Raw genomic sequence first — 19,539 nt, 5'->3', positions numbered from 1 at the left:
AGGCTGTGGGCCCAGGGGAATGCGGGCTTAACCCACCATCATCAAACTGGCGTTGCCGCCAGCGGCTGTGGTGTTGGTGCTGATGCTGATCTCACGCAATAAGCGTTCCTGGCGGTAGCGTTCACCGCTGCGGATCTCTTCGGTGGTCAGGCCCTGCACCAGCAGCAGCGGACCGCTGCGGGCGCTGAGTTGCTGCTGCAGCGCATCGGTGTCGCTTTCGGCCAGCGCCGCCTGCAGGGGCGATTGTGCAATCTGTGCTGCATCCGCCCAGTGCAGGGCCGCGGCTTGTGCCGCCGGCTGGGCCTGCTGCCATTGGGCGACCAGGGCGCGCAGGGCGGGTGTGTCCTGCAGCAGCAGGGTGTTGCCCGTGGCCTGGCAGGCCTGCCATTGGGCCTGCAGCCCATCGACGGTCTGCGGCAGGCACCAGATGGCGCCACGTGCTTGCAGCAGGTACTGGTCGGTCTCGCCCGTGGGGCCATCCAGCAGTACCTGCTGGCCGGCCGCCACGTTCAGGGTTTGGGGGCCGCGTGCGGTCAGCACTGGCAGCTGTTCCAGCGCAGGGGCCTGGGCCAGCAGGCGGAACAGGTAGAGCGGGCCGCCCGCCTTGGGGCCGGTGCCCGACAGGCCCTCGCCGCCGAAGGGCTGCACGCCCACGACGGCGCCCACGATGTTGCGGTTGACGTAGATGTTGCCGGCATGGATGCGCTCGGACACATGGGCTACGGTTTCATCCAGGCGCGTGTGCACGCCAAAGGTCAGGCCAAAGCCCAGGCTGTTGATGTCCTGCAGCAGGGCATCCATGTCCTTGCGGGCATAGCGCAGCACGTGCAGCACCGGGCCGAATACTTCGCGGCTCAGGTCCTGTACGCGGCTGACTTCGATCAGCGTGGGCGCCACGAAGTGGCCGTGGCGGCACTCGGCAGGCAGCTCCAGGCGCGTGACGGTGTGGCCCTGGCCGCGCATCTGTTCGATGTAGGCCTCGATGTCCGCCCGGGCCTGGGCATCGATCACCGGGCCGACGTCGGTGGCCAGCTGGTCGGGGTTGCCCACGCGCAATTCCTGCATGGCGCCGCGCAGCATGCGCAGCACGTGGTCGGCGCTGTCTTCCTGCAGGCACAGCAGGCGCAGGGCGGAGCAGCGCTGGCCGGCCGAGTCGTAGGCCGACATCAGCACATCGCCCACCACCTGCTCGGACAGGGCCGAGGAATCCACCACCATGGCGTTGATGCCCCCTGTTTCCGCGATCAGCGGCACGGGCTTGCCGTGGCTGCCCAGGCGCTGCGACAGGCGGCGGTGGATGTGTTGCGCCACAGGGTGCGAGCCGGTGAACACCACGGCATCGGTGCACGGGTGGGCGACCAGAGCTTCGCCCACGGTTTCGCCGTCACCGGGCAGCAACTGCAGTGCATGCTCGGGAATGCCGGCCTGGTGCAGCAGGGCCACTGCCTGGGCGGCGATCAGGTTGGTCTGCTCGGCCGGCTTGGCGATCACCACGTTGCCGGCGGCCAGGGCCGCGGCAATCTGCCCGGCAAAGATGGCCAGCGGGAAATTCCAGGGACTGATGCAGACCACCACGCCCAGGGGGCGGTGGCTGCCATTGTTCAGGTGCTGCGTGGCCTGCTGGGCGTAGTAGCGCAGGAAGTCGATGGCTTCGCGCACCTCGGAGATGGCGTTGGGCAAGGTCTTGCCGGCTTCGCGGCACAGCAGGCCCATCAGCGGCTGCAGCTGGGACTGCATCAGGTCCGCCGCACGCAGCAGGGCCTCGGCGCGGGCCTGCACCGGGGTGGCCTGCCAGATGGGGGCCGCATGCTGGGCCTGGGCCATGGTGTGGGCCACTTCCGCAGCGCCCGCCATGCGCACTTCGCCCAGGACATCGCCGGCGTGGGCCGGGTTGCTGACGGGCTGCGCCGGTAGATGGGCCGCATGGGCGGGTTCCGCCCGCCAGGGCGCACTGCTGCTGAGCAGGGCGGCCGACAGGGAGGCCAGGCGCTGTTCGTTGCTCAGGTCCAGGCCGGCGGAGTTGCTGCGGCCCTGGGCTGCATACAGCTGGGCCGGGGCGGGAATGCGGTCGTGCGGGCGGCCCAGGGGCGACAGGGCCTGGGCGGCTGCCACGGGGTCGGTCACCAGTTGGGCGATGTCCACCGTCTCATCCCCGATCTGATGCACGAAGGAGCTGTTGGCGCCGTTTTCCAGCAGGCGGCGCACCAGGTAGGCCAGCAGTGTCTCGTGCGTGCCCACGGGGGCGTAGATGCGGCAGGGGCGGGCCAGCTTGCCCTGGGCGATGTCGCCAACCACTTCCTCGTACAGCCCTTCGCCCATGCCGTGCAGGCACTGGAATTCATACTGGCCGCGGTAGTAGTTGTTGCCCGCCATGTGGTAGATGCTGGCCAGGGTTTGGGCGTTGTGCGTGGCGAACTGCGGAAAGATGGCTTCGGGGGCGCCCAGCAGCTTGCGCGCGCAGGCCAGGTAGGACACATCGGTGTGCAGCTTGCGGGTGTAGACGGGGTAGTCTTCCAGTCCGTCCACCTGGGCGCGCTTGATTTCGCTGTCCCAGTAGGCGCCCTTGACCAGGCGCACCATCAGACGGTGCTTGCTGCGGCGGGCCAGGTCAATGATCCAGTCCAGCACGAAGAAGGCGCGGCGCTGGTAGGCCTGGACCACGAAACCGATGCCGTTCCAGCCGGCCAGCGAGGGCGCGAAGCACAGCTGCTCCAGTAGATCCAGCGAGATTTCCAGGCGGTCGGCTTCCTCGGCGTCGATGTTCAGGCCGATGTCGTACTGGCGGGCCAGTTCGGCCAGCTTCAGCAGGCGCGGGTACAGCTCCTGCATCACGCGCTCGCGCTGGGCGCGGCTGTAGCGGGGGTGCAGGGCCGACAGCTTGATGGAGATGCCCGGGCCTTCGTAGATGCCGCGCCCTTGCGAGGCCTGGCCGATGGCGTGGATGGCCTGCTCGTACGACTGCAGGTAGCGCAGCGCGTCTTCCTCGGTGGTGGCCGCTTCGCCCAGCATGTCGTAGGAGTAGCGGAAGCCCTTGTCCTCCAGCTTGCGGCTGTTGGCCAGCGCGGCGGCGATGGTCTGGCCGGTGACGAACTGCTCGCCCATCATGCGCATGGCAGTGTTCACGCCCTGGCGGATCAGCGGCTCGCCACCGCGTGCGATCAGGCGGGTCAGGGCCGAGCTGAGCTTTTGCTCGCTGTGCACGGCCACCAGCTTGCCGGTGATCATCAGCCCCCAGGTGGCGGCATTGACGAACACGGAGGGCGAGTCGGTGTGCGACTTCCAGTCGCCCTTGCTGACCTTGTCGCGGATCAGGGCATCGCGCGTGGCGCGGTCGGGGATGCGCAGCAAGGCCTCGGCCAGGCACATCAGTGCCACGCCTTCCTGGCTGGACAGCGAGTATTCCTGCACCAGGGCCTCGACGCCGCTGGTCTTCTTCAGGCGCTTGTCGCGCAGGACCTGCACCAGGCGGGTGGCCAGCTGGGCCACGCCCGTGGGGTTGGTGCTGGTGGCGGGGGCCAGCAGCAGGGGGATGCACTCTGTCTCGGGGCGGCGGTAGGCGGCGGTGATGGCCGCGCGCAGCACGCTTTGGGGTTGGACGTCCTGGGCCAGGGCATAGAACGGCGCATAGGGCTGGCTGGCATCGGCCAGGGCCTCGGGCTCCAGCAACTCGCCGCCGGGCTGGGTGCTACCCAGGTATTGCAACTCCGGCAGGGGCTTGCCCAGCTCGATGGCCTCCAGGTAGCTGTGCAGCGCCTGCTTGTGCAGCCAATGTGGGGTGCAACCCAATTGCTGGGCTGCCGCTTTGAGCCGTTCTCGCATCAATTCGTCAACTTTGATGCCGATGGTGGTGGTGGCCATATCCGTGTTGCTCCCTGGAAGAACCTGTGCACGTTGTTTGTGAAGTGGCGCGATTCTAGAAAGGTGCAACCAAGTCAGATATTGGGGTTTACCTGTCTCTGTTTTGGTGCAACCGAATCACTTGAGAGGGTTAACTGCAGGAAGCGTGCCAGGTGGTACTGGTACAGGAGGCCTTTTAAAAAGAGGAGCTGCTAGCGTTGATGATTGAAGGTTTTTAGATGGTTTTATGGCTGAAGTGCTTGATTTACAAGCGCTAGCAGCTCTTGTTTTTGATAGTTCATCCATAAAAAAGGCTTCCCGCAGGAAGCCTTTTGGGCAGGGTGGGCCGCCGTGGGGCGGCGCCAGCCTTACACGCGCTTGCGGTATTCGCCGGTGCGGGTGTCGATTTCGATCTTGTCTTCTTGCGACACGAACAGGGGAACAGCCACTTCGAAGCCGGTGGCGATCTTGGCGGGCTTGAGCACCTTGCCCGATGTGTCGCCCTTCACGGCGGGTTCGGTCCAGGTGATTTCGCGCACGATGGTGGTGGGCAGTTCGCAGGAGATGGCCTTGCCGTCGTAGAACACGACTTCAGCCACCATGCCGTCTTCCAGGTAGTTCAGTGCGTCGCCCATGTTTTCGGCTTCGACTTCGTACTGGTTGAATTCATCGTCCATCCACACGTACATGGGGTCGGCGAAGTAGGAGTAGGTGCACTCCTTCTTGTCCAGGATGACGTTGTCGATCTTGTCGTCGGCCTTGAACACGTTTTCGGTGCCGAAGTTGCCGATCAGCGACTTCAGCTTCATGCGCACGGTGGCTGCACCACGGCCACCACGGGCGTATTCGGTCTTCAGAACGATCATGGGATCCTTACCGAACATGATCACATTGCCGGCGCGGATTTCTTGAGCGATTTTCATAGCTTGCTTAGCTGGTTGGGTGGAGCCGCTCAACACGGCAGGCAAGCAAGGCGCTTCTGAAAAAAGCGATAAGGCCTGCCGCATGTTCCGCGGCGGGAGCCGTCCAAAAGGTCGGGGTTGCGCAAGGCTGCACAACCGCTCTGAGGAGGCAAAGGCGAGATTTTAGCTTTTTTCCGCTGCAAACGGTTGCAGCTGTGTGATCAGATCGGCTTGTTGCAGCAAATTTGCGCGTGCCTGCTGGGCGCAGTGCCGCCATTCCCGCAGCAAATCCGGGGTCAGGGTGGGCAGGCTGGCCGCGTCGCGCATGCCGTTCCATGCGTGGTGAAAAGCCCGCAGACTGGCAGGGGCCTGCAGCCAGTCCAAGAAGGCATCGAGCTTGGCGTGGTGGGCCTGGTCGTCCTGCGGGTAGATGTGCCAGACGAAGGGCTGGCCCGCCCACAGCGCCCGCACCAGGGAGTCTTCGCCGCGCACCAGGTTCAGATCGCAGGCCCACAGCATGGCATCGAACTCGGCCTGTGTGCGCGGCGGAAGGTAGCGCGGCTGCAAGGCCTGTGCGCCCGCCTGTGCCTGCACCGCCTGCGTGGCGCGGCCGGGGGTGACCAGCAGGCGCGGCTGCCAGCCTGCGACCGGGTGGGCGAGTTGGCCCAGCAGTTGCGGCAACGCCGGTGGCTCATAGCAGAACAGCGAGATGGCGCAGTCGCCATCGCCCAGGCCGTGGGCCTGGCGCCAGGCTGGGCGGTCGAACTGCGCCTGGCGCAGCAGCAGGTCGGCTTCACGCAGCAGCCCACCGGTGCGTGTGGTGAAGCCGGGGTAGAAGAACCAGCGCGTCAGCCCCCGGCCTTCGCCCGACATGATCAGCGAGGGCAGGCGGTGGCAGCGTTCCACATAGTCTTCGGCCGACAGGTACTCCAGGTTCACCAGCACGGGGCGCGGCTGGTGGTGGCTGTGGCAGTGCGCATGGCGCCGCGACAGCGCGGCCAGGTAGGGCGCGGGGGCTTCGCAGCCAAAGGCCTCGATCACCACCGCGGGGTGCTCCGCATAAGCGGCGTCATACGCCAGCACCTGCACGCCCGGGGCACCCTGCGGTGCCATCCACGCCAGGGCCGAGGCATCGTCGATGCGCAGGCGCACCGGCACGCCGCGCGCGCCCAGCTCGGCCGCCAGGCGCCAGCACACGCCGATGTCGCCATAGTTGTCGATGACCCGGCAGAAGATGTCCCAGTGCAGGGGCTGTGGGGCGGCGGAAGAGGGGGGGACAGGCATAGGCAAGGACAAGGCGCGGCAAAGAGGGGCGATGCTAGCCCAGCCAGCGGGCCCTTGCCCGCAGTGCGTGCAGAGTGTGTGGCAAGTTTGCAGTGAAATTGGCATCCGGCCCTTGTGCAGTGCGCGCTCACAGCTATTTATTTGCAAGTGCGCTGTGCCGGTGCGCGGCAGGCGCCACAATCACGCCATGTCTAGTGTCGAGCACTCTCCCGAAATCCTGGCCCAGGTGGCAGCCTTGCCGGCCCTGCCGGGCGTGTACCGCTATTTCGATGCGGCGGACCAACTGCTGTATGTGGGCAAGGCGCGCAACCTCAAGCGCCGGGTGAGCAGCTATTTCCAGAAGGACCATGGCGGCACGCGCATCGGCCACATGGTCAGCAAGATCGCCAGGCTGGAGACCACGGTGGTGCGCTCCGAGGCCGAGGCGCTGCTGCTGGAAAACAACCTCATCAAGACCCAGCACCCGAAGTACAACATCCTGTTTCGGGACGACAAGAGCTACCCCTACCTCAAGCTCACCGGTGTGGCGGCGCACGACGGCGACACCAGCCGCTATGCGGGTCAGTGCTTTCCGCGCATCGCCTACTACCGCGGCAGCACCGACAAGAAGCACCGCTACTTCGGGCCCTACCCCAGCGCCTGGGCGGTGAAGGAAAGCATCCAGCTGCTGCAGAAAGTCTTCCGGTTGCGCACCTGCGAGGACACGGTGTTCGCCAACCGCTCTCGGCCCTGCCTGCTGTTCCAGATCAAGCGCTGCACCGCCCCTTGCGTGGGCCACATCAGCCCCGAGGACTACGCGGCCGACGTGCGCAACGCCGAGGCCATGCTGCGCGGTGAAACCCAGGAACTGCTGCAGCAGCTGGAGGCGCGCATGATGGCCCACGCCGACCGGCTGGAATATGAAAAGGCCGCCGAGATCCGCAACCAGATGAGCGCCCTGTCCACGGTGCTGCACCAGCAGGCCATCGAGACCACGGACGACAAGGATGTGGACATCCTGGCGGTCAAGGTGCAGGGGGGGCGTGCCTGCGTGAACCTGGCCATGGTGCGTGGCGGGCGGCACCTGGGGGACCGCGCGTACTTCCCTTCGCAGCTGGACGAAGCCATGGGCGTCTATGCCTCGGAGGACGAGGTGCAGCCGCGCACGGTGGAGGCGCGGGTGCTGGAGGCCTTCCTGGCGCAGCACTACATCGACGTGCCTACGCCGCCGGTGCTGGTGGTCAGCGAGGCGGTGGACGTGCAGTTGCTGCAGGCCTTGTCGGTGCAGGCCGGCCACAAGGTCACGGCCGTGCAGCAGCCGCGCGAGCGGCGCCGCATCTGGCTGGAGATGGCCGAGCAGAATGCCGCCATCCAGCTGGCGCGTCTGCTGGCCGAGGAAGGCTCGCAGCACGCGCGCACCCGGGCGCTGGCCGAGGCGCTGGATTTGCCGCAGGACAACCTGGAGGCCCTGTCCATCGAATGCTTCGACATCTCGCACACGGCGGGCGAGAGCACGCAGGCCTCGTGCGTGGTGTTCCACCACCACAAGATGCAAAACAGCGAGTACCGCCGTTTCAATATCCAGGGCATCACGCCGGGCGACGACTATGCCGCCATGCGCCAGGTGCTGCACCGCCGCTATGCGCCGGTGGCCCAGGCCCTGCAGGCCGCGGGCGGGGCCGAGCCCGAGCCCGAGCCCGACGCACCGCGCCTGCCCGATCTGGTGTTGGTCGATGGCGGCAAGGGGCAGGTCAGCATGGCGCGCGAAGTGTTTGCCGAGCTGGGGCTGGATGTGTCGCGCATCGTTGGCGTGGAAAAGGGCGAGGGCCGCAAGGTGGGGTTGGAGGAACTGGTGTTTGCCGATGGCCGGGCCAAGGTCTACCTGGGGCACGACTCCGCTGCGCTGATGCTGGTGGCGCAGATCCGCGACGAGGCCCATCGCTTTGCCATCACCGGCATGCGCGCGCAGCGTGCCAAGGTGCGCGTGGGGCAGAGCAAGCTGGAGGACATTCCTGGGATCGGCCCCAAGCGGCGTGCCCGCCTGCTGCAGCGCTTTGGCGGCGTGCGCGGCGTGGCCAATGCCAGCGTCGAGGACCTGATGACGGTGGAGGGGATTTCCGCCAGCCTGGCCGAAGACATTTACCGTGCGCTGCGCTAGACGCGGCGGCTGCCGCCGCACATGGCTTGCATGCAAGCCATGCCAGCCGTGACACAATCGCGGCCATGTTCTTCACCATTCCCACCCTGATGACCTGGACGCGCATCGTCGCGATCCCGCTGATCGTCGGGGTGTTCTATGCGCCGTTGGCGCCAGAGACCCGCAACCTGGTTGCGGCGCTGATGTTCATCGTGTTTGCCGCCACCGACTGGCTCGATGGTTTCCTGGCGCGCAAGCTGAACCAGACGTCCTCGTTCGGCGCCTTTCTGGACCCGGTGGCCGACAAGTTCCTGGTCTGCGCCTCCCTGCTGGTGCTGGTTCACCTGCAGCGGGCCGATGTGTTCGTGGCGCTGATCATCATCGGCCGGGAGATCGCCATTTCGGCCTTGCGCGAATGGATGGCGCAGATCGGTGCCAGCAAGAGCGTCGCTGTGCACATGATCGGCAAGGTCAAGACCACGGTGCAGATGGTGGCCATTCCGTTTCTGCTGTTTGACGGCCGCTTGCTGGGCGTGCTGGATACGCGCTTGTGGGGGCAGATTTTGATCTGGGGTGCGGCAGTGCTGACTGTCTGGTCCATGGTGTACTACCTGCAGAAAGCCATTCCGGAAATCCGCCGCCGGGTCAAGCACTGAATGCAGGCATACATCCACTGAAGCGCCGAAGGCACACCTCGGCGCTTGGTGGCTTGCCCCGGCCCCTGCGGCGGTGTACAAAAGTGGCTGTTTGCTTCGTTACATGGCAGTGCTTGTCAATGCGGAAAGTCACCCCGCCTGCGTGCATGAAAAAAAACGTTTGTTTCGCCAAAATGCTAGGCAAACCTGTCTAGAATCTCGCCTAACGCTGACAGGCACCCCTATGGGTGCCGAGCCTTTTTTTGGAAAGGCTTGGTCGCAAAGGCGCTCCAACAACCATTTCTCGAGAGGCATCTTGTGAATAAGACTGAACTGATTGAGCACATTGCTAACAACGCCGATATTTCCAAGGCTGCGGCTGCCCGCGCCCTGGAATCCACAATCGACGCAGTGAAGAAAACCCTGAAGAAGGGTGGCACAGTTTCCTTGGTGGGTTTTGGTACTTTCGCCGTTGGCACGCGTGCTGCACGTACAGGTCGCAATCCCCGTACGGGCGATACCATCAAGATCAAGGCCGCCAAGGTGCCTAAGTTCCGTCCCGGCAAGGCCCTCAAGGACGCTTTGAACTAATCCAGGTTTTCGGCAGTGGGGTGCTTAGCTCAGTTGGTAGAGCGGCGCCCTTACAAGGCGTAGGTCAGCGGTTCGACCCCGTTAGCACCCACCACCCACTGTATAAAAAAGCATTTAGATTTTTCTAAATGCTTTTTTATTTCAAGATCAGTGGGGTGCTTAGCTCAGTTGGTAGAGCGGCGCCCTTACAAGGCGTAGGTCAGCGGTTCGACCCCGTTAGCACCCACCACTTCATCGTGGCAAAAAGCACCAGGAGCAATCCCGGTGCTTTTTTTGTTGGTGGCTCTGGGGTTGGCGCGGATCAATGCAGTGCAGCGCCACGGGAATCTGTGGCGCGATTGTCCGTGACCGATACGGTGCAATCGCGGAAGGCGCGTGTCAATCAAAGGGTAGAATCTTCGGGTTTCCTTATGGCGAGTGGTGTGTGCAGCAGTGAATCAATGCGTCCTCACAGGATGCCCGTCCAGTGCTTGGAGCGGGGCACGCATCATTCGTAAAAGGCGAGCGCAAGTTCGCCTTTTTTATGCATCCTCAGAAAGATTGACTATGCTCGAATCAATCCGCAAGCATTCCAAGTTCGTCATGATCTTGTTGTTCTTGCTGATCATTCCCTCGTTCATTTTTGTCGGTATCGATCAGAGCTACTTTTCGGGTGCCAGCCCGACAGTGGCACGGGTGGCCGGGCAGGACATCACCCAGAACGACTGGGACAACACGCACCGCGTTGAGAGTGATCGTCTGCGGGCAGAAAATCCCGGCATCGATGCCAAGTTGCTGGACTCGCCCGAGGCGCGTTACGCCACCCTCGAGCGCATGGTGCGTGACCGTGTGTTCCAGGCCGCTGCACAAAAAATGCACCTGGTGACCAGCGATGCCGCATTGGCGCGCACCCTGCAGGGCATTCCCGCGATCGCCAATCTGCGCAAGCCGGACGGCAGCCTGGATGCCGAAGGCTACCGGGCCTTGCTGGCAGCGCAAGGGATGACCCCCGAGGCCTATGAGGCCTCGCTGCGCCGCGACATGTCGGTGGGGCAGGTGGTGGGCAATGTCATGAATACGGCACTGGCCACACCGGTGGTGGCGAATGCCGCGATGGATGCATTCCTGCAGCGCCGCGAAATCCAGGTGGCGCAATTCAAGCCCCAAGACTATGTGGCGAAGGTGCAGGTGAGCGATGAGGCACTGAAGTCGTTCTATGCCGCGCATACCGCCAAGTTCCAGCAGTCCGAGCAGGCCCGTGTGGAGTATGTGGTGCTGGATCTGAAGTCGGTCCGTGACAGCATCGAGCTCAACGAGGCGGATCTGCAGACCTATTACAAGGAAAATGCGGCCCGTCTGGCAGGTGGTCAGGAAGAGCGACGTGCCAGCCACATTCTGGTGAATGCGCCCAAGACCATGTCGGCTGCCGAGCGCGATGCCGCCAAGGCCAAGGCGCAGGCGATTGCCGACAAGGTCAAGGCCAATCCTTCCAGCTTCGCCGCCGTGGCCAAGGCCGAGTCGCAGGACACAGGCTCAGCCCCCCAAGGTGGCGACCTGGGCTTCTTTGGGCGCGGTGCCATGGTGCCCGAGTTTGAGCAAGCCGCGTTCAGCATGGCCAAGGGTGCGATCAGCGATGTGGTGGAGTCCGAGTTCGGCTTTCACGTGATCCAGGTGACGGATGTCAAATTGCCGGCCGTGCCCAGCTTTGCCGCAGTGCGCGAGAAAATCGTCAACGACCTCAAGGACCAGCAGGCGCAGCGCAAGTACGCGGAAGTGGCCGAGTTATTTGCCAATACGGTGTACGAGCAGTCGGACAGCCTGCAGCCCGTGGTCGACAAGCTGGGTCTGAAGCTGCAAATGGCCGATGGCGTGACACGCGAACCCCGTTCAGGTGTCGAAGGTCCGCTGGCCAATCCCGTCTTCCTGCAAGCCCTGTTTGCGGCGGACAGCATCGACCACAAGCGCAATACCGATGCCATCGATCTGGGCTCGAACCAGATGGTGTCCGGCCGGGTGGTGAACTACCAGCCTGCCAAGCAATTGGCGTTGGAGGACGTGACCGATCGCGTCAAGACCCTGTACGTGCAGCAGCAATCTGCCGTGCTGGCCCGCGAAGCGGGTGAGGCCAAGCTTCAGGCGTGGAAGGCCGATGCGTCCCAGGCGCAGGGCTTGCTGCCCGCGGTGGTGGTGTCGCGCGACAACCCGGTCGGCATGCCCCGCCAGGTGCTGGATGCGGCGCTGCAGGCCAAGACCGACAGCTTGCCGGCTTGGGAAGGTGTCAGCCTGGGCGATGCCGGCTACGCCATCGTCAAGGTGAACCGGATCGTGGGTCAGGCAGAAAGAACTGCCGACTTTAATCAGCAGGCCTCCATGCAGTATGTACAATTGTTTGGTACTGCAGAAGGCGCGGCGTATTACGAACTGCTGAAGAAGAAGTTCGATGTGCAAATCAAGGTTGCACGGCCCTGAGTAAGAAAAACATCTTGCTTTCCTTTTGAGGGCTTGGAAACAAGCTACAATACAAATCTCTTCCGGTGGCTGTAGCTCAGTTGGTAGAGTCCAGGATTGTGATTCCTGTTGTCGTGGGTTCGAGCCCCATCAGCCACCCCAAAATTTGACAGTGAAAACCCGCTTTGCGAGAGGCGGGTTTTTTCATCCCTCTACGGTGGCTGTAGCTCAGTTGGTAGAGTCCAGGATTGTGATTCCTGTTGTCGTGGGTTCGAGCCCCATCAGCCACCCCAAATAAAAAGCCTGCATCGCAAGATGCAGGCTTTTTTGTTGCCTGTGCATGCGGTGGGGTCAAGTCATCCGGCGCCTTGGCAGACCATGGCCTGGATTGGTGAATGGGCGGGCTTTGCCTATCATGCAGGGCATGGGTTCCCAGTCTTCGTCCTTTTCCTTGCGCATCTGGCGGGCCGCGCGCGACATGGTGGTGGCCTGGGGCCGCATTGGCTATCTGGGCGCCGTGGTGGGGGTGCTGCTGCTGTCACCGTCGACCTACCGCGGGCATGCCCTTCGCCCGATCTTGCGGCGCATGTACCGGGATACCGCACCGATCTTGCTGGGTTTCACGCTGCTGGCCGCGCTGATCTGCCTGGTGATCACCCGCATCGTGGTGGTCACGGCGCTGAGCTACGGCCTGTCGCGCTATGCGCTGGAGATGGTGATCCGCGTGCTGGTGCTGGAGTTGATTCCGCTGACGGCGGCCTTGTTCGTGGCGATGCGCTGCACCATTCCGAATGCCACGGAGCTGGCGTTGATGCGCCAATCGGGCGAGTGGGCGGCGCGCGAGCAGCGCGGCGAGGCCCTCATCCGGGCGGAAGTGCTGCCGCGCGTGGTTGCGGGCCTGTACGCCAGCGTGACCCTGGCTGCGCTGTCCTGCGTGGTGGCCCTGGTCACGGCCTACCTGGGTGTGTACGGTTTCACCTGGGCCGGCCTGCCGGGCTACACGCGCATGTTTGGCCAGGTGTTCAACCCTTCGGTGACCCTGCTGTTTGTGCTGAAGACCTGGCTGTTTGGCCTGGCCGTGGCCATCATCCCGGTATCGACGGGACTGTATGCCCGGCCCACACACCACGACATCCGCCCCGGGGGCGAGCTTTCGGGCCTGGCGCGCATGTTTGCCGTGCTGCTGCTGATCGAGCTGACTTCGCTCATGGGCAATTACTACTGAATCCGAAGGGACCATTTTGTCTGAGCCACGCATGCCTACTTCCGAACGTCCCGGGGCGGCGGACACCGCCGCCTTGCGCGCCGTCAGCCACCTGGAGCGCAAGGCCGCTGCTTTGCTGCTGCTGACGCTGGCTCTGATCGTCGGGGCGGCGCTGTACCTGCTGTATGCGCGCGGTGCGTTCGAACCGACCCAGAGCCTGGTGCTGACCTCGGACGATTCGGAGGGTGTGACGGTCGGCATGGACATGACGTTTTCTGGCTTCCCGATCGGGCGGGTCAGCAAGCTGGAGCTGGCCCCGGACGGCAACGTGCGTATTCTGGTGGCCGTGCCCCGCAAGGATGCGCACTGGCTGCGTGAATCCAGCGTCTTCACCCTGGTCAAGGGCCTGGTGGGCGGCACCACCATCAAGGCCTACAGCGGCATGCTGCAGGATCCGCCGCTGCACGACGGGGCGGAGCGCCCCGTGCTGCGTGGCGATGCCACGGCGGAAATCCCCCAGATGGTGGCCATGGCCAAGGAGCTGCTCAACAACCTCAGCCTGATGACGGCCCGCGACTCGCCACTGGGGCAGTCGCTGGAGCAGGTGCGCCTGCTCGGGCAGAAGCTCAACGGTGACAGCGGCGCCATGGAGGTGCTGCTGGGCACGCCCGAGAATGCGCGCAAGACGGTGGAAATGCTGGACCGCGCCAACCAGTTGCTGGCGCGCATGGACCGGGTGGTGCAGCGCACTGATCAGCAGGTGTTCGATGCGGACGGCCTGATGCCGCAGCTGCGCACCACGGTGCAGACCCTGAACCTGGTGCTGGCCGACACCCGCACCAGCCTGCGCAAGCTGGATGCGGTGCTGGCGAATGCCGAGGGCATCAGTGCGAATGTGCAGGAGGCGAGCACTGACATTGGCCAACTGCGCAACGAAGTGGAGAGCAATTTGCGCAAAGTGGAAGACCTGCTGACGGAGCTGCAGCGCAAGTGGCCGTTTGCCAAGGATGGAAAGGTGGAGCTGCCATGAACGCGGAACGTGCAGGATGGTGGGTGTGGGCCGGCATGCTGGGTCTGGGAGGGTTGCTAGGGTGCAGCAGCCAACCGCCGACGCCCAGCTGGGCGCTGGAGGCGCAGTCGGCCGCACAACGCGCCGTGCAGGCCGATCTGCAGGGCCAGCGCCGCGTGGCCGAGGTGGAGTGGCGCAAGGCCTTTGCCGAAGTGGCGACCACCGGGGAGCCGGCGGCCATGGCCCGGGTGGCGCTGCTGCAGTGTGCCGTCCAGGCAGCGGTAGTGGCGCCGGCCGACTGTCCGCGCTACGAGCGGTATGCGGCCGGTGCGGCGCCGGCGGAGCAGGCCTATGCCCGCTACCTGCAGGCCCGGCACACGCCGGACGATGTGGGCCTGCTGCCTGCCGCCCAGCAGGCCACGGCCCAGGCCTTGCTGGCCAGCGCACCGGTGGTGCAGCTGCCCGCAACCCAGGACCCTTTGTCCGCATTGACTGCGGCCGGCGTGGCCTTGCGCGCCGGGCGGCTGGCGCCCGCTGCTGTGCCGCAGGTGGCCGCGTTGGCTTCTGCCCAGGGCTGGCGCAAGGCCGCCCTGGCGTGGCTGCTGGTGCAGCAGCGGCTGGCCGAGCAGGCCGGCGATGCCGCCCAGGTGCAGGCCTTGCAGTTGCGGCTGCAGGTGTTGCAGGAAGACGGACGCTGAGCGTGGAGCGACGGTTGGAGCACAGGCACCGCGTGTGCGGGTCTGAGGGCATTGGCGGCAGGGTTGTGGTGGTCGGCTCGCTTGCCACCGCTGGGCTGCAATCGGTGCTTGGGGTTTTCAAAGAAGTGAGCGGCTCGCGCGCGCCGAGCAAGCTTCTTGATGGTGTTGGGTTCTGAAAGCCTTTCAAGTCGAGCGGTATGCGCTCACTTTTCAGAATAATCACCATGAAAAAAAAGCGCCCGAGTGGGCGCTTTTTTTGGGGGGGCTTGCTGCGCTTAGAAGCGGTGGCGAATACCAATGACAGCGCTGGTGCCTGTTTCGTTCTTGGCACCATCAAAGCTCAGCTTGTCATACATCACGGCAGTGTAGACATCGGTGCGCTTGGACAGGAAGTGGTCGTAACCCAGCGTCACGGTGGTGCGCTTGTTGTCAGTCTGGGCGCTGTAATCGCGGTCAGAGTAAGCGGCGGCCAGCTTCAGCGTACCGGCCTTGGTAACCGGAACATCCAAGCCCAGGCTGTAGGTTTTTTGGTCCAGGGTCTGGATAGAGGCCACTTCCTTCTCGGATTGACCGTATGTGGCGTACAACTTGGCAGCGCCAAAATCGTAAGTGCCGCCCAGCATCCAGTTTTCATTCTTATTGCCAGCTGTATAAGTGGGAGTGGATGGAGTTCCCAGGATGTCGGCTTGCTCGTAGAACGCGGTCAATGCGAGAGGGCCGCTGCGGTAGGTCAGGTTGGCGCCGACATTGTTAGCGCCCGACTTGCCAGCTTGTTCACCAAACTGGTAGTGCACGTTGGCTTGGAAACCAGCCACGGAGGGGGTCGAATAAGTGATCTGATTGCTCCAGCCGGTATCCACAGCTGTGGAATTGGCGGAAGGGACAAAGCTCATGTTGGCGTGCAGCACCAGAGGCGAGATCGTGAAGGAGTCGCCGAAGGGGTTGAACAGGATGGTGGGCAGGAAGTTGGGGGCCATGGAGCGGCCCAGCTTCACCGAACCGAAGCCGCCGGACAGCGACACGTTGGCGTCACGGGCGAAGAAGTTGTCGACGTCGGTGCGGCCAGGGGTGCCGGTGTCCGCGCGGAAGAAGGCGCCCAGTGCAAAGCCCACCTTCAGGCCGTTGCCCAGGTCTTCCGTGCCGTTCATGCCCCACCAAGAGGTGGTCATGCCGCCCGAGCCAACTTGGCTGGTGCGATCAGAACCTGCGGTTTTCATGGAGCCGGCGTACATGTCCACCAGGCCGGACAGTTGCACATTGCTTTGTGCCTGGGCAGCACCCATGCAGGCCAGAGCGGCACCAAAAGCGATCAGAGATTTTTTCACGGAGGAACTCCCTCAAAAGGTCGAATTAAAAAGCGGTCAGCCGATTGCCCACTTCAGGTGCACGGGCGGCACCCAAGTGCTGCTTTTGTATACAAAGCACAAGCTGTGCCAGTGTGCGGGACGTGGGGCGGGGCGCTGCGGCGGCGCTGGATGAACGGCTTATGACGCGGGGATGAAAGCCAGCAACTGTTGCGCGGCCGCATCAGGGTCGGGGGCATTCACCAGGGCGCGCACCACGGCGATGGAACCCACGCCGGTGGCCAGGATGGCCGGGAACTGCTCGGCCGCGATGCCGCCGATGGCCACCAGCGGGTACTGCTGCATCAGGCGCACATAGGCCTGCAGGCGGGCCACGCCTTGCGGGGCCGTGGCCATTTTCTTGAGCGTGGTGGGAAACACGGCACCCAGGGCGATGTAGCTGGGTTGCACGGCATGGGCGCGCACCATCTCCGCATAGCCGTGGGTGCTGACGCCCAGGCGCAGGCCGCTGGCGCGGATGGCGTCCAGCTGTGCGCCTTCCAGGGCGTCCAGGTCTTCCTGGCCGACGTGGATGCCGTAGGCGTCGGCATCGATGGCGGCCTGCCAGTGGTCGTTGATGAACAGGCGCGCGCCGGTGCCTTGCACGGCCTGCACGGCGGCCTGTACTTCGCGGCGGATGGCGGCCTGGTCATCGCTCTTGAAGCGCAATTGCACCGTGGGCACGCCGGCGCGGGCCATGCGGCCCACCCACTCGGCCGTGGGCAGCACGCCATACAGCCCCAGCGCGCGCGGGCAGGGCGGGAAGGCACGTTGCGGATCGGCCCCGGCCAGGCCGAAGTCCTGCGGGGCGCTGGGCCAGCAGCGGGCGTCAAAGCTGCCGGTGCGCACGCTCTGCTGCTGCCAGGCCTGGGCCAGGCATTCGGCGTCGATGGCGATGAAGCCTAGGGCGCTGCAGGCCTGCAGCGCCGCCAGATAGATGGGGTCCTGGCGGGTGGCCGCTGGCGTGGGCTGTGCCGGCAGGCGCTGTTCGTCGGGGGCGAAGGTGGCGCTGTGGGCGTCCACGATGGCCTGGGCCATGGCGGGGATGTGCAACTCAGTCATGGTGCCAGAAGGGTGTGCCCAGGACGGGGGTGCTGGGCTGGGCGGCGGTCTGTTCGGCCATGGCGCCAGCCAGGTAGCCGTCGCGGCCGGCCTGGGTGGCGTCGGCAAAGGCGCCGGCCATGCGCACCGGGTCTTCGGACAGGGCCACGGCGGTGTTCAGCAGCACGCCGTCAAACCCCCACTCCATGACCTGGCAGGCGTGGCTGGGTCGGCCCAGACCGGCATCAACGATCAGGGGCACGTCCAGGCGCTCGCGCAGCACCTGCATGGCGTAGGGGTTGGCAGGGCCGCGGCCGGTGCCGATGGGGGCGGCCCAGGGCATGACAGCCTGGCAGCCCACGTCGACCAGGCGCTGGCACAGCACCAGGTCCTCGGTGCAGTAGGGCAGCACCTGGAAGCCGTCCTTGATCAGGAGGGACGCGGCCTCCACCAGGTTCAGCGTGTCGGGCTGCAGGGTGTAGTCGTCACCGATCAGCTCCAGCTTGATCCAGGGGGTGTCGAACACCTCGCGCGCCATCTGGGCCGTGGTCACGGCTTCCTGGATGGTCATGCAGCCGGCGGTGTTGGGCAGCACGGGCACGTTCAGCTGGCGCAGCAGCTCCCAGAAGCTGGCGCCGGTTTCGGCGGCGTTGCTGCCCTGGCGGCGCAGCGAGGCGGTGACCATGGCGGGTTTGGCACGGGCCACGGCCGCTTCCAGCACGGCGGGCGAGGGGTAGCGCGATGTGCCCAGCAGCAATCGACTTTGGAAGGTCTGGCCGTACAGCACCAGGCTGTCTGCGGCGGGGGTAGGTGTGCTCATGGCGAAATTTTGATAGCTGCCAGCGCTTGATAGGAAAGCGCTAGCGGCTGATTTTATGAAGAATCGGTGCCCCGAACCCTCAACCGCCCGTCACGGGGGCGATGATGTCCAGGCGGTCGCCCTCGGCCAGTTGGCGCGTGGCGTACAGCGATTTGGGCACGAACTCGGCATTCACCGCCACCGCAAACGGTGGCTGGGCCTGCCAGTGGGCCACGGCGTCGGCCACATTGGCCGGGTCGGGCAGTTGCACTGCCTGCTGGTTGATGGTGATGTTCATAAGCAAAAAGCCCGTATTGTCGGCGAAGCGCGGTGCTCAGGCGAGCATGGGGGCGTGCACGACCACGTCGAAGTCCTCGGCCAGCGCCGCGCTGCCCGTGCGCAGCAGCTGCAGCGTGGCGTCCAGCATGGCGGGGGAGATCATGTAGCCGTGGCGGTACAGGCCGTTGACCTGCAGCACGCGCTCGTCCAGCCAGCGCAGGGCGGGCAGGTTGTCCGGCAGGGTGGGGCGGCACTGGGTGGCAATTTCCAGGATGCGCGCTTCGGCAAAGCCGGAGTGCACGGTGTAGAGCGCGCTGAGCAGCTCCATCACCGAGCGCAGGCTGGCCGGGCCCATGTCGTCGGATTCGATCTCGGTCGCGCCGATGACGAAGATGTGGTCCTGCTTGGGTGCGATGTACAGCGGGTAGCGCGGGTGCACCAGGCGCGTGGGGCGCTGCAGCGTCACCTCGGGGGCGTGCACGCGCACCACCTCGCCGCGGATGCCGCGCAGCGCGCTCCACTGCGTGCGTGCGCCCAGGCCGCGGCAGTCCAGCACCAGATCGGGCTGGCCGCTGGTGCCGGGTTGGAAGTCGGTGGTCTCGCGCGGGGTGTGCCAGTGCAGCGCCACGCCCAGGCGGGTCAGTGTCTGCTCCAGCGCGGCCAGCAGCTGGCGGTTGTCCAGCTGGCCTTCGCCGGGCAGGTAGACGCCCTGGTTGAAGCGGCCTTGCAGGGCGGGCTCGACCTGGGGCAGGCGCTGGGCATCCAGGTTCTCCAGCGCGGGCAGGCTGGGGTTGAGGCGGCGGTTCTTCTCGAACAGGCTGCACAGGCGCTGGGCATCGGCGGCATCCTGGCGGTGCCAGACCACCAGCGTGCCGTTCTGCTGGAAATACACGGGGGCGTCCAACTGGGCGATCAGCTGGGGCCAGCGGGTCAGCCCGTACTGGCCCATGCGCACCACGCCGGGTTCGGTGATGGCCGATTCGGCCAGCGGGGCCAGCATGGCGGCGGCCACGCGCGCGGCAGCGCCATCGGCCTCGGGGCCCTTGGCTTCGAACACCTCGACGCGATGCCCCTCGCGCGCCAGCTCCAGTGCCAGAAGACGGCCCATCAGGCCGGCGCCCAGGATGGCAATGTGCGAAGGTGTGGTCAAAGCGAGCATGGTGAAGAATTCCCGTTGGTAAGTGTCGCCAAGGACAAAACGGGCATCGCAGCCGTGCGGCTGCTGCTCTGTGGAAACTCCCCACGCCAGCATGACCTGGATCGGGTAACGGGGCGCAGGGCCCCAGGGTGTTTCTCAGTCGCGCACTGCGCCGGCACGGTGCCGGTGGCAGCGGGACACCCCTGTTTCGTCCGCAAGCGGCAATTACAGCACAA

At 65.0% G+C, this 19,539-nt stretch carries 15 protein-coding genes and 4 tRNA genes; 11 read left to right on the top strand and 8 right to left on the bottom strand.

Annotated elements, in window-relative coordinates:
• Window positions 1–27: 27 nt before the first annotated feature.
• The 3 genes from putA to earP form a co-directional block, all read right to left on the bottom strand.
• A complete protein-coding gene (putA, locus tag CA2_RS04250) occupies window positions 28–3,858 on the bottom strand; it encodes a trifunctional transcriptional regulator/proline dehydrogenase/L-glutamate gamma-semialdehyde dehydrogenase (RefSeq protein ID WP_042412964.1) in 3,831 nt (1,276 codons plus the stop codon).
• A 347-nt stretch (window positions 3,859–4,205) separates the two neighbouring features.
• Window positions 4,206–4,760: an elongation factor P gene (gene efp / locus CA2_RS04245; protein WP_042412962.1), complete on the bottom strand. Its 555-nt coding sequence runs from the start codon at window positions 4,758–4,760 to the stop codon at window positions 4,206–4,208.
• Between the two features lie 162 nt (window positions 4,761–4,922).
• The gene (gene earP / locus CA2_RS04240) at window positions 4,923–6,023 is read right to left on the bottom strand and encodes an elongation factor P maturation arginine rhamnosyltransferase EarP (protein ID WP_042412961.1); all 1,101 of its coding nucleotides are present in this window, start codon (window positions 6,021–6,023) and stop codon (window positions 4,923–4,925) included.
• Between the two features lie 187 nt (window positions 6,024–6,210).
• On the opposite strand from earP, the gene uvrC reads away from it, so the two are divergent.
• The 11 genes from uvrC (at window position 6,211) to CA2_RS04185 (ending at window position 14,703) form a co-directional block, all read left to right on the top strand.
• Window positions 6,211–8,160, top strand: coding sequence for an excinuclease ABC subunit UvrC (gene uvrC / locus CA2_RS04235; protein ID WP_042413070.1), 1,950 nt, complete (start codon window positions 6,211–6,213; stop codon window positions 8,158–8,160).
• 65 nt (window positions 8,161–8,225) lie between these two features.
• Window positions 8,226–8,795 carry a CDP-diacylglycerol--glycerol-3-phosphate 3-phosphatidyltransferase gene (gene pgsA / locus CA2_RS04230; protein ID WP_042412959.1) on the top strand — a complete coding sequence of 190 codons (570 nt, stop codon included), beginning with the start codon at window positions 8,226–8,228 and terminating at the stop codon, window positions 8,793–8,795.
• Between the two features lie 297 nt (window positions 8,796–9,092).
• Window positions 9,093–9,365, top strand: a complete 273-nt coding sequence (locus CA2_RS04225) for an HU family DNA-binding protein (RefSeq protein ID WP_042413069.1) — start codon at window positions 9,093–9,095, stop codon at window positions 9,363–9,365.
• Between the two features lie 18 nt (window positions 9,366–9,383).
• Window positions 9,384–9,459 (top strand) — tRNA-Val (locus CA2_RS04220).
• Window positions 9,460–9,518: 59 nt separating this feature from the next.
• A tRNA-Val gene (locus CA2_RS04215) sits at window positions 9,519–9,594 on the top strand.
• Window positions 9,595–9,911: 317 nt separating this feature from the next.
• Entirely contained in the window at window positions 9,912–11,813 is a 1,902-nt protein-coding gene (locus CA2_RS04210; RefSeq protein ID WP_042412957.1) for a SurA N-terminal domain-containing protein, read from the top strand.
• A 65-nt stretch (window positions 11,814–11,878) separates the two neighbouring features.
• Window positions 11,879–11,954 (top strand) — tRNA-His (locus CA2_RS04205).
• A gap of 55 nt (window positions 11,955–12,009) precedes the next feature.
• A tRNA-His gene (locus CA2_RS04200) sits at window positions 12,010–12,085 on the top strand.
• 131 nt (window positions 12,086–12,216) lie between these two features.
• Window positions 12,217–13,017 (top strand): MlaE family ABC transporter permease, encoded by an 801-nt coding sequence (locus CA2_RS04195; RefSeq protein ID WP_042413066.1) that lies wholly within the window; start codon window positions 12,217–12,219, stop codon window positions 13,015–13,017.
• A gap of 31 nt (window positions 13,018–13,048) precedes the next feature.
• On the top strand, window positions 13,049–14,026 hold the full coding sequence (locus CA2_RS04190) for an MlaD family protein (protein ID WP_042412955.1): 978 nt from the start codon (window positions 13,049–13,051) through the stop codon (window positions 14,024–14,026).
• The gene (locus CA2_RS04185; RefSeq protein WP_052369818.1) at window positions 14,023–14,703 is read left to right on the top strand and encodes a hypothetical protein; all 681 of its coding nucleotides are present in this window, start codon (window positions 14,023–14,025) and stop codon (window positions 14,701–14,703) included. Before CA2_RS04190 ends, CA2_RS04185 begins: the two co-directional genes overlap by 4 nt.
• Before the next feature lie 275 nt (window positions 14,704–14,978).
• Here the strand turns inward: CA2_RS04185 and CA2_RS04180 are convergent, their stop codons facing one another.
• The 5 genes from CA2_RS04180 to CA2_RS04160 form a co-directional block, all read right to left on the bottom strand.
• On the bottom strand, window positions 14,979–16,028 hold the full coding sequence (locus CA2_RS04180; protein ID WP_042412953.1) for a porin: 1,050 nt from the start codon (window positions 16,026–16,028) through the stop codon (window positions 14,979–14,981).
• A 159-nt stretch (window positions 16,029–16,187) separates the two neighbouring features.
• Window positions 16,188–17,108: a thiamine phosphate synthase gene (gene thiE, locus CA2_RS04175; protein WP_042412952.1), complete on the bottom strand. Its 921-nt coding sequence runs from the start codon at window positions 17,106–17,108 to the stop codon at window positions 16,188–16,190.
• A complete protein-coding gene (locus CA2_RS04170) occupies window positions 17,101–17,907 on the bottom strand; it encodes a thiazole synthase (RefSeq protein ID WP_042412950.1) in 807 nt (268 codons plus the stop codon). The genes thiE and CA2_RS04170 overlap by 8 nt, the downstream gene beginning before the upstream one ends.
• Before the next feature lie 79 nt (window positions 17,908–17,986).
• A complete protein-coding gene (gene thiS / locus CA2_RS04165) occupies window positions 17,987–18,184 on the bottom strand; it encodes a sulfur carrier protein ThiS (RefSeq protein ID WP_042412948.1) in 198 nt (65 codons plus the stop codon).
• Window positions 18,185–18,220: 36 nt separating this feature from the next.
• Entirely contained in the window at window positions 18,221–19,324 is a 1,104-nt protein-coding gene (locus tag CA2_RS04160) for an FAD-dependent oxidoreductase (protein WP_081888856.1), read from the bottom strand.
• Window positions 19,325–19,539: the final 215 nt, after the last annotated feature.

This window comes from Comamonas aquatica NBRC 14918 (genome assembly GCF_000739875.1).
Classification (GTDB): domain Bacteria; phylum Pseudomonadota; class Gammaproteobacteria; order Burkholderiales; family Burkholderiaceae_C; genus Comamonas; species Comamonas aquatica.
This window is presented reverse-complemented; position numbering and strand designations above follow the sequence as displayed.